Raw genomic sequence first — 13,140 nt, forward strand, 5'->3', positions numbered from 1 at the left:
GCTCGGGTGCGGGCGGCACCTTGGCCGGGTCCGTGGTGGTCGGCTCGGCGGTGTCGGCCGGCGGCGCGGCGGGCTCGGTCTTGAGCAGCGCGAGCAGTTCCCCGGCCTTGGGTGCGCCGATGCGGAACTCCCGCATGAGCCGGTTGCGGGACGGGAACGCCTCTCCGTCGGGCAGGTCCAGGGCGCGGGCGGCGGGCAACAGGTCCTCGATGGGCTGCGGGTAGCGGGTGCCGTTGATGGTCGGGGCGGTCATGCTGCGTCCTCCAGTGGGTAGGCGCACGCGAGGCATTCGCCCAGCGAGCGCGGGATGTAGTAGGGCCGGACGTGCCTGCAGGTCGGGCAGGTCCGGCGGACGGTCAGCGCGGCGGCAATGGCGCGCCGCTGGGCGGGGGTGGCGGTGCGCTTCGGTCGGGCCAGGTCGACCCGGTACAGGTAGGCGGCGCGGGTGCCGCCCACCCCTTGCCAGAGAACCTGGGCGGCGACCGGTTGACCGCCGGGGCGTAGGCCGGCGGCGGTCAGTTGACGGCGGGTGGCGTAGCCGGGCGGGGCACCTCGCCACCAGTAGGTGGGGATGCCGTACCGAGCCCCGTCCGGATCGTGAAAGGCGGCGCGGATGCGCGACATCAGGCCGCGCGGTGCGGGATCGCGTGGGCGGCCAGCTCGGCGGCGGCGCGCGTGACGCGGGCCTCGGCCCGGCGCAACCGTCGCCAGTCCAGTGCGGTCGGGCCGCCGTGGTCTTCGGCGTAGAGCAGGGTGATTTCGGCGTCGAGTACGTCGAGCTCGGCCGCGATCAGCGGCCATTCCGCCTCGATGGCGGCCAGGTCTTCGGCAGCCGGCTCGGCGGCGATGAGGGCGAGGTGCTTCCTCACGGGAACCTCCAGGACGGATCGATGAAGCGGGGACGCCTCGGGCGATAGCCGGGGCCACGCCCGAGGCCGGTTGGTGCAGTGCGCGTGGCCGCTCCGCTCGCCCCGCTCGCCCGGGACCTACCGGGGTCGACCACCAGGTGGCTCAAGGCAGGGACACCACTCGGCAGCCCACGCGCACTCATTCCTGTCGCTGTGGAGTTCTCAATGAACGTGCAGCTCACGGCGGTTCCTGGACGTGCGGCAACGATGTGCCGCCGTTGCCCGAACCATCCGGCTTTACAACTTGGCGTTGTATTCGCAAGGTACAGCGCGACGTTGTATTCGCGCAAGCACCTCTACCGCGTAGGCTTGTAGTGATGACTGCTGCCGAGCTGCCCACCGACTGGTGGACCACCGAGCACGTGCGCTCCTACCTGGCGTCGGTAGGCGTGCCGATCAGTCGTGCCACCTGGGCCTCATATGTGTCCCGAGGTCAGGCGCCCGCGCCGGATCGCATGTTCGGCCGGTCGCCTGCCTGGCGACCAAAGACCATTCAGCAGTGGCAGGCCGGGAGGCCGCGCCGGGGCACTCCGGCTGACTAGCTCGGATCACTCTTGCCTCCCGTCCTCCCCGTCAATCTGCGGCGGCAGCTTGCTCGCCTGCCAATGAGAGTGCCCGGAGATCGACGGACAGGGCAGGTCCTACGCACGGACACGAAGGACACGCGGCATGTCCATTGAGGCCAGTCGGCAGTTCAAGCCCAACCTTGTGCTGGTCAATCGGCGCAAGGCGGCAGGATGGGACTCACGAAAGCGCGCCGCGCGCGAGCTGCACCGCCTGGGTCTACAGCACGGCATCCGCGAGACGCCGACCGTCGAGGCCATCGAAAAGGCGATGTACCGGCACGAGACCGGGCGCGTGGCGGTCACAGACCCGATCTACCGGCAGCTCTACTGCCTTGCGTACGGAGCAAAGCCGCACGACTTGTTCGGCGAGCTGACGCGGGGTGGGGAGGAACGGCCCCACTTCTCCGTCCGGTCGCACAAGTTCGTGCCAGCATTTGTCGGGGCCGAGGCGGCAGCCTTGCTGCGAGATGACGCGGGCTGCGTGCCGGCCGAGGGCCAGTGGTACCCCTGCGACTCGGCCGCGGTTGAGCACCCCGAGGGTGACTGCGCCCTCTACGTCTGGCCCTGCGGCTCAGCAGTCTTCCACCTAGTCGAGTCGTTGCAGATGTCGTCCATTGCTGCGCTGGCGGCCTGGCGAAAGGTGTCGTACGGCGACAACATCAAGTGGGCATCGGACTACCTGAGCCGCATCGTGCCTGACGTTGATGACGCAGGGCTCTACGTCCTTGGAACGCATTGGCTGATCGAGCCGGCGTGGCCGGCCGAGCTGGTCGAGCCAGCCCTACGCATCATGTCGACGCCCTCCGTTCTACTGCATCGAGACCGCCCAATGGATGACGAGCATCTGGCCCACGCCGAGCTGATCGAGCAGTCGTTGCTCGCCGAAGCGTACGACCACGGGGGCATCGAATCGTTCGGCGTACGGGGCATCTCATCCGGATACGCGTCCTGGTCGGGCGTCGTCTACCACCCAATTGCACCGGAGCGGGCGCTGACGGAGGCCGAGTTGGTCGCCTGCGAACTCGCGGTCCAGTCCATGTGGGCGTTCACGGACGCCATTACACGCCGCATCGAGCAGGGCCATGACCCGGAAGTGCCACATGAGTACGGGTGGCGGTACCTTCGGGGCGTTCGTTCCCGCTTGACGACTTCTCGGCCGCGAGAGACCGGCCAACATCAGGCGATGCGTCGGGTGATCCTAAGGACGAGCGATCTCCTGCCAGCTTTAGAACAAGCCATCGAAACTCTCCACGACACGGATCGAGGTTGAGGCAGTGACCAAGGATCGGCCGGTCCTCGTGGTGACCGACATGCAAAACGGATTCGTCCGAGAGCAGTCAGAGCATGTCGTACCGGTCATCGTCGAGCTGGTTCGGCGTTGGCAAGCAGCCGGCGGCGAAACGCTATTCACGCGCTACATCAATTATCCTGGAAGCCCCTTTGAGCGGTTCTTCGACTGGAGACGCCTCCAATCGTCTCCCGATACGGATATCGTGCCTGAACTGCTGCCGCACCTTGAACGGGGGCTCCTTCTAGATAAGAAGATCTACAGCCCCTTCACCTTAGAAGGCGAAGCATTGTTCAAGCAGCAGGGATGGAACGAGTTCTACTTCTGCGGGATAGCGACCGAGAGTTGCGTACTAAAGGGAGCCGTCGACGCATTTGAGCGCGGCTACACACCCTGGTTAATCGCCGACGCATCCGCCAGTCATGCTGGCACTGAGGCCCATAACGCGGGCCTACTAGTTGCTCGACGTTTCATCGGCCCCAAGCAGGTCATAACGAAGGCTGAGATCCCCGCGGGCCTGTTAGCAGGCGGAGAAATTTAGGCGATATTGCCTCTATCTCCACTGTTCACGAGAGGGAGAGGCCGGGGGCACATTCGCCGCCCGACCTCTCCGAATACCTACGCCCTAACGCTAAATAGAGGGACTACACTTTCCGAGTCAGCAACGGAATCAGCAACCTTCCGCCGGGAAGCGTTAGGCACTTCGTCAGGGCCGATATTGCGGACAGGGATACGAGATGTTGCTGCTTCGAATATCGAGAGCGGCACTCGGCATTCCCGAGCCAAAGCCACGGCAGTATAGCCACCCCCAATCAACAGTTCCCTGCCCTTAGGGAGAGCCGAAGGACTTTCAACAGCCGGCATTGGGCCAGGCTCCCGGCGTCTCCATCCTCTGGCGGATAGCGTGGTCATGGCGTTCTCATAGGTGGTTGCGCTCATAACACCGAGTTGACGCGCCCGATAGAGAAGCGCCTGCATGCTGACGCGCCACTCGTCCTTTAGGATCATCAGGCTTCGCCAGTCTGCTTTCCGGGGTAAGACCTGGGATATTTCCTCCGCAGGCATAAGGAACTCTGCCGCAAACCGGTTTGCTTGGTCCTCCACGATGCGGTCGCCTGGTTCTGCCTCCGCATGCATGACTAGATGGCCGAGTTCGTGAGCTACGTCGTATCGCTGGCGGTAGTAGTCGTCCTTAACCGGGTTCAGTAGAACTATAGGACGAGTTGGCTCACTGAAAGAGAAGGCGTCCACGGACGCTGCTTGGGGAGGGCAGAAGACCACGAGAATTCCGTGATTTTCCACTAGGCGAACCAAATGCCCAATAGGGCCAGGCGGAATTCGCCAGAGCTGCCGAAGCTGGCGAGCTACTGCCTCCGGTTGGCTCAGATCCATGCAATCTGGTGCAACGGGAATTTCCGGCACATCACAATCTGGAAATTCGACGTGCCGACCAAACACGGTGGCAATATCGTTTACGAGCAGCCCATACGCGTACGCTTGGTCTCGCGTGATCTGCGGCGTGGATCGCAGCGACCTGAAATGTGGCGCAGGCAGGCCACCTCTGTCCCCATCCCCGGCCAGGAAAAACGCTGGCTCCACACCGAGCGATAGGCATAGTTGGGCCACAGTGGCAGGGGCGGGCCGCTTTGTGCCGTTCTCGTAAGAAGACACCGCAGTAGGCGTCTTCCCGATCAGGTCGGCAAGTCCGTTCTTCCTAAGACCCGCAATCTGGCGGGCAATAGTTAGGCGCCTGCCGCTAAACAGTCGTGCAACGTCGAGTAATTCGAGGGCGGGAGGCTTGGGGGGAGTCATTATCCCTCGTTCTGTGCTGAGTTTTCTCGGATGTCCTTAGTACGGAGACGAACAGGCGCATCCGGTACGCCGATGTCGGCGAGCCTCTCGGGCGTGCGTGGGTCCGGAATGCCGCCACGACGGGGGCCTTGGCCCGAACCGCCGTCATCCTCCAGGATATTCGCGCACCAATGCCAAGCGGTGCGACGACGCTGCCGGATTTTTGGCCGGCCCAGGTAGAACTCGGGCAGACCGAAATCCAGGTCAATGCCGTGTGCGACAACCAGAGTCGTGGTGTCGTCGCTTTGGCTTGCATCGCCACTAATCAGTCGGAAGATATCTTCTAGGCCAGGCGGGATCTCCAGCGGGAGCTGGCCTGGATACGGCTGCGACGCCGCCCGCCGCTTAGTCGGGCTCTTCCATCTCAGGTACTTGACCTCGCCGGCCTTGGTCGAGGCGAGGAGCCAACGCCAGCGGCCGAGCCTCCAACCTGGAGAGCCAGTCAGGTCCGCTCTTGCCACCGTGCCGGGTGGAATCCTGGGCATGGACCGGAACTCAGCGCCGCTGATGCCTGCGGCAACTACATCGAGGCCCGCGTCCGCTTGCTCCGCAGATTCCACGGCGTACTTACCGCAGGAGAAGACGCGGTCGAGCCGATCGCACATGAGCTTGTGACCGACGGTGCCGACTGTGGTCTGGTCGTGGCCGGTCTCGGGGTCGTAGTCGCGCCAGGTCCTCTGGTACGCCGACCGACGCGCCCACTGCAACCCGGCAAGAACACCGGCGGCCTTGAGATCCGCCAGTACTTCTTCCTGCTCGTCCATGAAGGGGACACTATCTGATCTCTAACTTTTTTGCGCTCACTGAACCGATGTGAGCTGTGTCACATAGCCTTGCGCTCTTGGAGCGCTGCCCCGCCGCCCGCCCGCCGCCGGTCGGCCGGCTGACCCCTCGGCAGTCTCAATCACAGTCTCGTTCGTTCACGTACGCGCACGTCCGGCAAGGTCCCGCCTCAAGTTGAGGCCGCTGCTTAATACAGCCGCAGCCGTAGGCGAACGCGGGACAACAGACTTGGAAAGCGTGTTGGGTTAACACCCTCACGAGTTCGAATCTCGTATCCTCCGCTCGTCTGAGCAGGGAAAACGACAGGGCCGGCCCCCACGGGGACCGGCCCTGAATCGTCTCTGCGGTCGCTCTCGTCCCGGTGGATCCAGGCCCGGGCACGCCCACCCGGCCTCCCCGGCACCGTCGGGAACGGGCGCGGCCGTGTGTGCGGGCGGCAGCACTGCCACTCGCGGCCCACCGGAACCAGCGGGTCGAGCGTCAGCGGGGCGGGCTCAATTTCTCCTCAAGAGAAGCGGCACTCCGATGACCAGCGACGGCCATGCCGGCATAATCCCCTCTCTTCGGCGCCCTAATGAAGGAGAGACGCGTGCAGGTACTTCTGGTGGGAATCTTGCGGTCCAGGCTCGGCTTTCGCGGCGGGGCTCTCGCCCTTGTGGCGACGATCATGGCTGTTTTCGCCGCGCCGACACCGAGCATGGCCGCCGATGACGACTACCTCGACGTGTGCGGTTATTCGTCAGTGTCCTGTCAGACCGGAGTCAAGGTCGCGGGGCCGGTCGGCGAATGCCTCATGACGACCGCCTACTACCACTCCACCATCGTTTGCGTCGACTACAGCGGCGACTACGTCTACGTCAAGGACAACGACGCCGACAGCTACTCGGGGCTGGCGTACATCTGGAGCCAGTACGGCGTCGCCGACCGGTACTGCCGCAACACCCATGGAAACGGCACCTGGGCCAGGTGCAACTTCGACTGGAGCGAGGACGGCACCAAGCGGGTACGCGGCGGCGTCCGCTACAGCCACAACTCGTGGGCGGCCGGGCACCTGTGGGAGTTCTCCGGCAAGTGACCGTGTTGGCTGATCCTCGGGCTGAGCATCGCCGGGCTCGTGGTGGCCGCCGTCACGGTCCGCGTAACCCGACCCGGCGAGCGGCCGCCACAGCAGCCCGCGGTGGCGAACCGAGGGAGTTTCACGCAACGACGACGGCCGGGGCCGCTCTGAACAGGGCGGCCCCGGGCCGTACGGCGGCACCAGAATCGGCTGGTGCGCCGCCCGAGATCGCGGCGATACCGGGCGCGTGGGAGAACGTGGCTACGTGGTCGGGGAGCCGAACCCGCGGCAGCCGTTCACGCTGGTGATCTCCCGACGTCGACCGAGGCCATGGCCCGCTGGTCCCGGTGGGGACCGGTGGCGCACGTCGAGGCGGCGTTCGCCGTCGCGAGGGCGTCGGCGTGACGTCGATCCCCTTCCGGCTGCGACCCCTCGGCGATCCGCAGCGCCTCGACCAACTGCCGGTACAGCTCGTCGGTGGCGAGCAGTTCGGTGTGGGTGCCGCGGGCGCGGACCCGGCCCGACTCCATGACCACGATCGTGTCGGCGTCGAGGACGGTGGAGAGGCGATGGGCGATGGTGACGACGGCTCCACGGTGGGCGCGGTCGCGGATGCACTCCTGCAGCGCCGCCTCGGTCAGCCCGTCGACCTGGGCCGTCGCCTCGTCGAGCAGCAGCAACTCCGGCGTACGCAGGATGGCCCGGGCCAGGGCGATGCGCTGGCGCTGACCGCCGGACACCCCGCTGGACTCCAGCGAGGTGTCCAGCCCGTCGGGAAGTGAGTCGATCTTGTCGTCCAGCCGCACGGCCTCGAGTACGCCCCGCAGTTCGGCCTCCGTGGCGTCGGGGTGGGTGAACAGCAGGTTGTCCCGGATCGTTTCGGGGACGACGGGCGTCTCCTGTTCCACGTACGCCAGCCGTGCCCGGATCTCCCCGTGCGTGTACGTGTGGTACGGGCGGCCGTCGAGGATCAGCTCGCCCTGTTGCGGCTCGAGGAAGCGGAGGATGAGCGAGAACAGGGTGGTCTTGCCGGCTCCGGAGGGTCCGACGATCGCGACGTGTCCCCGTCGGGGGATCTCCAGGTCGATATCTCGGACGGCCGGCACGGTGCCGGGCGCGTACGTCGCGGTGACACCGCGGAGGACGAGCAGCGGCCCATCGTCGGCCTGGCCGCCGTCGTACGGGCTGGTGTCCTGGCCGCCGCCGTGCGGGCTGGCGTGCCGGGGCTGCGACCGCTCGGCGTCGATGGCCTGGACCTGACGGATCCGCGCGGCGGCGGCGACGCCGGACTGCAGCGCGGTGAGGTTCTGGGTGAGTTCGCCGATCGGACCCATCAGCTGGAACGCGTAGAGCAGGAAGGCGATGAGGCTGGAGATGTCGATCAGCCCGCGTTCGGCGCGCCAGGCACCGATACCGAGGATCACGATGATGGCCAACTGGATACCGGTCCAGGAGACCGTCCAGACGGTGGCGCCACGCCGGGCGGCCCGAACGCCGTGCGCGGCGGACTCCCGGGCGTGACTGATGATCCGGTCGCCCTGACGGGTCTCCGCGCGACTGGCCTTGACGGTGCGGACCGCCCGTAGGGCTGCCTCGAGCGTGCCCCCCAGTCGACCGACCGACTCCTGAGCCGCCTCCTCGGCGCGTCCGATCGACGGCAGGAGCGCGGCCATGAGCGCGCCGACGACGATCACCGCGGTGATCGTGCAACCCAGCAGCACCAGATCGAGCACGCCCATCAGCACGAGCGTCCCGATCAGGGCCAGGGCACCGTTGACCAGTCCGATGACGCTTGAGGACGCGGCGTGCAGCAGCCCGGTGTCGGAGGTGACCCGGGTGACGAGTTCCCCGGTCGGTCGAGCCGTGAGCGCGCTGACGGTCGCGGCGAAGTAGCGGCGGATCATCGAGGTGCGGGCGTCGAGGACCACCCGTTCGGCGAGGGCTCCGAGCAGGATCCACTGCCCCAGGGTGATCCCGGCGCCGACCACGACCAGGGCCACCAGGGTGGCGATGGGTTTCGTCAGCGCAGCCGAGCCGCCGAGGGAGTCGAGCACCCACTTCGTGGCCATGGGCGTGGCCAGGCTGGCGGCGTTGGCGAGGAGCCCGAGCAGCAGCCCGAGCAGCAGCACGCGCCAGTGGGGCGCGAGGAAGGTGGCCAGAGTCCGGAGCTTGGGAAGCACCTCGCGTGGTTTCGGGTCATTCATGTCTTATAGTGGAACATCCATGTTCCATAAGGGTCAACTTGATTACCGCACTCGTATCCTGGGCGGGTGACGGACACGCAGGAGAGCGGCACCCGGACCCGGACCCGGCAGGCGATCATCGACGCCGCGATCGAGGTGCTCGGACAGAATCCGAGCGCGACGCTCGGTGAGATCGCCACGGCGGCCAATGTCGGGCGCACCACCCTGCACCGCTACTTTCCCGAGCGGTCCGACCTGTTGACGGCCCTCAGCGCCGAAGGGACGACCAGACTCAACCGAGCCGCCGACAACGCCCGGCTCGACGAGGGCACGGGTGCCGACGCGCTACGGCGGCTCTGCCACGAGTATTTCGAACTCGGCAGCCTGCTCTCGCTGATCTTCAGCGAGCCTCAGCTGATCGATGACGCCGACTGGTCGGAGCAGGGCGCCTGCGACCCGGGGCTGAGCGCCCTCGTGGAGCGCGGGCACCACGACGGGACGATCGACCCGGAACTGCCCGCCACCTGGATACAGAGCGTGCTGTGGTCCCAGCTCTACGCGGGATGGAGCTACCTCGCGGACACCCGCATCTCCCGGCACGAGGCGCTGCGCCTCGTCGTTCGCACGCTCAGCGGCGCCATCGCACCCAAGAGCTGACACGAGCAGGAAGGTTGGCCGAGTCATGACGGACCCCGTCGTACACATGTTCTATCCACAGGCTGTGGACGCCGGGTGACTTACGAACTCAGCGCTGTCGTCGCGGACGCCGAACTGCTGCGCGAGGAGACCCGCGAGCTGGACCACGCGGTCCTCGGCGCACTGCGCCAGGATTTCGCGCTGCTACCGGTGACCCCGCAGCTCGTGGCGGAACTGACCGGCACACCGTCGGACTACGCGGTCGGGGAGCCGGATGCGCGGCAGCCGTTCACGCTGGTGCTCTCCCCCGCGTTGACCGAGGCCCTGGCCCGCTGGTCCCGACGGGGACCGGTGGCATACGTCGAGGCGGAGTTCGCCGGCGGCGTCGGCCACCAGGCGGCGGTGGTGTGGCTCGGCGGCGTGCGGTCCTGGGGGCCACGCTTCGACGCGGTGTTCGACGGTCCGCGCCGGCACTGGCCGATCAACGCCGCCCTGGTCGAGCTGGGCGTGGAGCCCGGCCCGTGGATCGACCCCTTCGCCGAGCTGGGGCTGCACGTCGAGCGGGACACCGCCGGTTGGCTGGCCCACGGGCGGCGCGGGCTGAGTGTCGACTACTGGGACGAGCTGGCCGAGGAGTGGGAGGAGCAGGAATCCGCCGTCGGCCAGCAACCAGACCGCCCCCGGTCCGTTGGGGACTGGGGGATTCCATGAAATTGCGACAATTCGGCTTCATTGCCGCACTGACGATCGCTGCCTCGATCGCCGGCAGCGGCTCCGTACCGACCAACCGGGCAGCCGAACCCGAACCGGCCGGCGCGGTCACGGTGGTCGACCTCGACGGGCTGCCCGAGGTCGACTTCGGCGACACCGAGAACGAACTCACCCGGCGGGGTGTCCTGCGCACCGACGTGGACCCGTGCGGCCCCGCGCTGACCGACCACGAGACGGTCACCCCCATCTTCGTCGACAACCGGCTGGTGCTGCTCTGGGTCGGCGACCCGGTGCGTACCCCGGAAGGGGTGGCCGCCGGCACCCCCCTCACCCAGGTGCGCCACCGCTACCCGAACGCGCGGCACCTCGACGCGCCACCCGGGACGTACCGGTTCGACGGCCTGCTCGCCCGGGACGGCGACCGGGCGTACCTCTTCCTGCACGACGGCCGGACGGTCCGCAAGGTCATCGCCGGGTACGCCGACTGGGCGCAACGTGCCTTCGAGGAAGGCCACGGCCCCTGCTGACGGCAGGCGCGCACCCGCGACACGCATCCGACGACCGAGGCGCGGACCTGAGCCGGAGGGGAGCCACCCCGTCGGGACCCAGCGGTCACCTGACGAGGCGCTTCTGGTGGTGAACGGTGCGCAGACCGAACGCGTTGGTCCGTCCCCAGCGACCCGGCAGGTCGAGCAGCTCGATGCGTTGGATGGCGGGCGGCAGGACCGGGTCGGTGGCGAGGTGGTTCTCGTGCGGTTCGAGGCCGAGCATGGTACGCAGGAACAACAGCGGGGCCCCGGCGGACCAGCCCTGCGGGCTGCACGCCGTCGGGTACTCGACCGGGTAGTTGGTCAGCGCCCGGTCGTAGCCGGCGAAAGCCTCGGGCAGCCGGCCGTGGAAGTAGGCAGAGGCCTCGATGACGGCTTCGGCGACCCGGGCCGCCTCCTCCCGGAAGCCGTAACGCCGCAGCCCCCACGCGATGATCGAGTTGTCGAACGGCCAGACGGTGCCGACGTGGTAACCGACCGGGTTGTACCGGGCCTCGGTGTCGGCCAGGGTGCGTATCCCCCACCCGGAGAACATGTGCGGGCTGAGCAGGTGCTGAGCGACCTTCTTCGCCCGGGAGGGCTCCACGATGCCACTCCACAGCAGGTGGCCGATGTTGGAGGCGAGAGCGTCGACGGGCTGCCCGTCGGGGTCGAGGGCCAGCGCGAAATACTCCCGGTCGGGAAGCCAGAAGTCGCGGTTGAACCGTTCCTTGAGTTCGGCGGCCTGCTGTTCGAGCCGGTCGGCGTAGGCCGGATCGTTCCAGATCTCGCGGGCCAGCCGGGCGCCGCGCATCTTGGCGTCATAGGCGTAACCCTGGAGTTCACAGGTGGCGCGCGGCGGCCGGGGCAGCCGGCCGTCGTGGTACGAGATCCCGTCCCAGGAGTCCTTCCAGCACTGGTTCTCCAACCCGTTGCGGGTGTTGCGCCGGAAGTAGGACAGGTAGCCGTTACCGAGCAGGTCACCGTACTCGTCGATCCAGTCCAGCGCCTTACGCGCGTTCGGCTCCAGCCTGCGGATCAACGTGGAGTCCCCGGTCCACCGCTCGTACTCGTCCATCAGGATCACGAACAGCGGGGTGGCGTCCGCCGACCCGTAGTACGGCGTGTGCGGCTGCTCCTCGAAGGCGGCGGACTCCCCGTAGCGGAACTCGTGCAGGATCTTCCCCGGCTCCTCCTCCTCGAAGTCGTCCAAGGTCACCCCTTGGAGCAGAGCCAGCAGGCGCAGCACCGGTGGAGCCAGCTGCGGGGCGAAGGGCAGCGCCTGCAGGCAGATGAACATGCTGTCCCGGCCGAAGATGGTCATGAACCAGGGCAGGCCGGCCGTCGGCAGGGGAGACGACGGGTTGGTCAGTGACGCGTACCGCATGGCGGCCAGGTCGATCAGGCTCCGCTCGTACGCCGTCTGGAGCGGCTCGTAGTCGCAAATCAGCGTCGGGGTCTGCTTGAGCCAGTGATCCAGGTCCTCCCGCAGTTTCGGTCTGCTCCTGCGGCGGTACGCGGCCCAGATCGTCTCGTCCTCCGCTTCGAGGGATTCCTGGATGACCGGCTGCACGTTCAACTGCGTACGCCAGGCCGACCGCGGCTCCAGCCGGATGTCGAAGGTCATCCCCGTGTCGTCGACCTCGGCCTCCTCCGTGCTGGAGATGATCGTGTCGCGTCGGAAGCCGCCCCGCTCGTAGCGCAGGCACAGCCGGCCCCCCTCCTGGCGTACCGAGGTCAACCCGCTCTTGTCCCGTACGTCCTTGATCTCGAACAGATCGGCGAAGTCGCTGCCCATCTCCACCCGGAGCCGGAAGTGGGCCGGTTCGAGGTCGTGGTTCAGGACCGTCAGCCGTTCGGTGAAGTCCTTGCAGATCGACTGTTCCCGGATCACCGAGACCTTCGCGTCGACGTAGTGCGTCGGTTCGCCGGGGACCAGGAAGAAGTGCCGCTCGAAATACTGCAGGTCATCCCGGGACAGCACGCTGAGTCGCTCACCGTTGAGACTCAGCTGCCAGGTCGAGAGGAAACGCGTGTCGAACGAGAACAAACCGGTCGGGTAAACCCGCGAGGGAGTGACGTCACCCTGCTCGTTGGTGACGATGAACGTATTACCGTCCAGAATGCTCACGGTTTTCTCGATCACGTTTCGCACCTTCCTTGCGCACGAAATCTCGCGGATGATGCGCCATCGGGGGTCCGGGAAACAGGATCCGCCCGAACGCGTCGGCCAACCTCAGATCGCCCTCGACGATCAGGTCGGCCCGGAAGACGGCCGGACTGAACTTCGTTTCGCCCCTGGCCATCAGGTCGAGTACGGAACGATCACCACAGAGGACCGCCTTCACCTCACCACCGGTTGTCGAGACCTGGGCCTTCCCCTTCTTCAACGTGATGAACCATTGCTCGACCTTCCCGTCATCCCGGATGTCGAGGCGGATGGTGCCCTCCGCCCAGGCTGGCAGCTCCTTGAGGCCGGGATTCTGGTTCCGGCCCAGCTTGTCGAGGAGTTCGGCAACCGACCCGGTCATCCACCCGCCCCTCCCACGGCTCACGTCACCCGGACGTTAGGAACGTGCGGGGTGACGGGGCCTCACCCGGGAAGAATGAGAACGGCGGAGATCCCGATT

General features: G+C 66.9%; 12 protein-coding genes and 1 pseudogene. 6 read left to right on the forward strand and 7 right to left on the reverse strand.

The genetic code is table 11. From position 1 onward, the window contains the following. The 3 genes and pseudogenes from E1166_RS08255 to E1166_RS08265 form a co-directional block, all read right to left on the reverse strand. Positions 1 to 253, reverse strand: a pseudogene (locus E1166_RS08255) (ABC transporter permease); the annotation flags it as partial. Next, complete coding sequence (locus E1166_RS08260; RefSeq protein WP_132337221.1) at positions 250 to 624, reverse strand: RRQRL motif-containing zinc-binding protein; 375 nt, start codon at positions 622 to 624, stop codon at positions 250 to 252. The pseudogene E1166_RS08255 and the gene E1166_RS08260, both read right to left, overlap by 4 nt. Further along, positions 624 to 869: a DUF6284 family protein gene (locus E1166_RS08265; RefSeq protein WP_132337223.1), complete on the reverse strand. Its 246-nt coding sequence runs from the start codon at positions 867 to 869 to the stop codon at positions 624 to 626. Before E1166_RS08265 ends, E1166_RS08260 begins: the two co-directional genes overlap by 1 nt. 708 nt (positions 870 to 1,577) lie before the next feature. On the opposite strand from E1166_RS08265, the gene E1166_RS08270 reads away from it, so the two are divergent. Together E1166_RS08270 and E1166_RS08275 are read left to right on the forward strand one after the other, a co-directional pair. After that, positions 1,578 to 2,744 carry a hypothetical protein gene (locus tag E1166_RS08270; RefSeq protein WP_132337225.1) on the forward strand — a complete coding sequence of 389 codons (1,167 nt, stop codon included), beginning with the start codon at positions 1,578 to 1,580 and terminating at the stop codon, positions 2,742 to 2,744. Positions 2,745 to 2,748: 4 nt separating this feature from the next. Further along, on the forward strand, positions 2,749 to 3,303 hold the full coding sequence (locus E1166_RS08275; protein ID WP_132337227.1) for a cysteine hydrolase: 555 nt from the start codon (positions 2,749 to 2,751) through the stop codon (positions 3,301 to 3,303). 1,270 nt (positions 3,304 to 4,573) lie between these two features. Here the strand turns inward: E1166_RS08275 and E1166_RS08285 are convergent. Continuing rightward, entirely contained in the window at positions 4,574 to 5,377 is an 804-nt protein-coding gene (locus E1166_RS08285) for a hypothetical protein (RefSeq protein ID WP_132337231.1), read from the reverse strand. An 812-nt stretch (positions 5,378 to 6,189) separates the two neighbouring features. Here E1166_RS08285 and E1166_RS08290 point away from each other — a divergent pair. Further along, positions 6,190 to 6,471: a hypothetical protein gene (locus E1166_RS08290; protein WP_132265280.1), complete on the forward strand. Its 282-nt coding sequence runs from the start codon at positions 6,190 to 6,192 to the stop codon at positions 6,469 to 6,471. 278 nt (positions 6,472 to 6,749) lie between these two features. Here the strand turns inward: E1166_RS08290 and E1166_RS08295 are convergent, their stop codons facing one another. Continuing rightward, entirely contained in the window at positions 6,750 to 8,657 is a 1,908-nt protein-coding gene (locus E1166_RS08295; protein WP_132337233.1) for an ABC transporter ATP-binding protein, read from the reverse strand. 66 nt (positions 8,658 to 8,723) lie between these two features. Here E1166_RS08295 and E1166_RS08300 point away from each other — a divergent pair, with 66 nt between their 5' ends. From E1166_RS08300 to E1166_RS08310, 3 genes are all read left to right on the forward strand, one after another. Next, the gene (locus tag E1166_RS08300; protein ID WP_132337235.1) at positions 8,724 to 9,293 is read left to right on the forward strand and encodes a TetR/AcrR family transcriptional regulator; all 570 of its coding nucleotides are present in this window, start codon (positions 8,724 to 8,726) and stop codon (positions 9,291 to 9,293) included. A 75-nt stretch (positions 9,294 to 9,368) separates the two neighbouring features. Then, complete coding sequence (locus E1166_RS08305; protein ID WP_132337237.1) at positions 9,369 to 9,983, forward strand: hypothetical protein; 615 nt, start codon at positions 9,369 to 9,371, stop codon at positions 9,981 to 9,983. Next, the gene (locus E1166_RS08310; protein ID WP_132337239.1) at positions 9,980 to 10,510 is read left to right on the forward strand and encodes a hypothetical protein; all 531 of its coding nucleotides are present in this window, start codon (positions 9,980 to 9,982) and stop codon (positions 10,508 to 10,510) included. Before E1166_RS08305 ends, E1166_RS08310 begins: the two co-directional genes overlap by 4 nt. An 85-nt stretch (positions 10,511 to 10,595) precedes the next feature. Here E1166_RS08310 and E1166_RS08315 read toward each other — a convergent pair whose 3' ends face one another. Next, entirely contained in the window at positions 10,596 to 12,653 is a 2,058-nt protein-coding gene (locus E1166_RS08315) for a glycogen debranching N-terminal domain-containing protein (RefSeq protein ID WP_132337281.1), read from the reverse strand. Next, on the reverse strand, positions 12,622 to 13,041 hold the full coding sequence (locus E1166_RS08320) for an SCP2 sterol-binding domain-containing protein (protein ID WP_132337241.1): 420 nt from the start codon (positions 13,039 to 13,041) through the stop codon (positions 12,622 to 12,624). The genes E1166_RS08315 and E1166_RS08320 overlap by 32 nt, the downstream gene beginning before the upstream one ends. Positions 13,042 to 13,140: the final 99 nt, after the last annotated feature.

The sequence above is a fragment of the Micromonospora sp. KC213 genome, from assembly GCF_004348325.1.
Lineage (GTDB): Bacteria > Actinomycetota > Actinomycetes > Mycobacteriales > Micromonosporaceae > Micromonospora.

Coding starts and splice junctions, on each gene's coding strand:
- E1166_RS08260 (WP_132337221.1), bottom strand. CDS start 624: ATGTCGCGCATCCGCGCCGCCTTTCACGATCCGGACGGGGCTCGGTAC.
- E1166_RS08270 (WP_132337225.1), top strand. CDS start 1,578: ATGTCCATTGAGGCCAGTCGGCAGTTCAAGCCCAACCTTGTGCTGGTC.
- E1166_RS08285 (WP_132337231.1), bottom strand. CDS start 5,377: ATGGACGAGCAGGAAGAAGTACTGGCGGATCTCAAGGCCGCCGGTGTT.
- E1166_RS08290 (WP_132265280.1), top strand. CDS start 6,190: ATGACGACCGCCTACTACCACTCCACCATCGTTTGCGTCGACTACAGC.
- E1166_RS08295 (WP_132337233.1), bottom strand. CDS start 8,657: ATGAATGACCCGAAACCACGCGAGGTGCTTCCCAAGCTCCGGACTCTG.
- E1166_RS08310 (WP_132337239.1), top strand. CDS start 9,980: ATGAAATTGCGACAATTCGGCTTCATTGCCGCACTGACGATCGCTGCC.
- E1166_RS08320 (WP_132337241.1), bottom strand. CDS start 13,041: ATGACCGGGTCGGTTGCCGAACTCCTCGACAAGCTGGGCCGGAACCAG.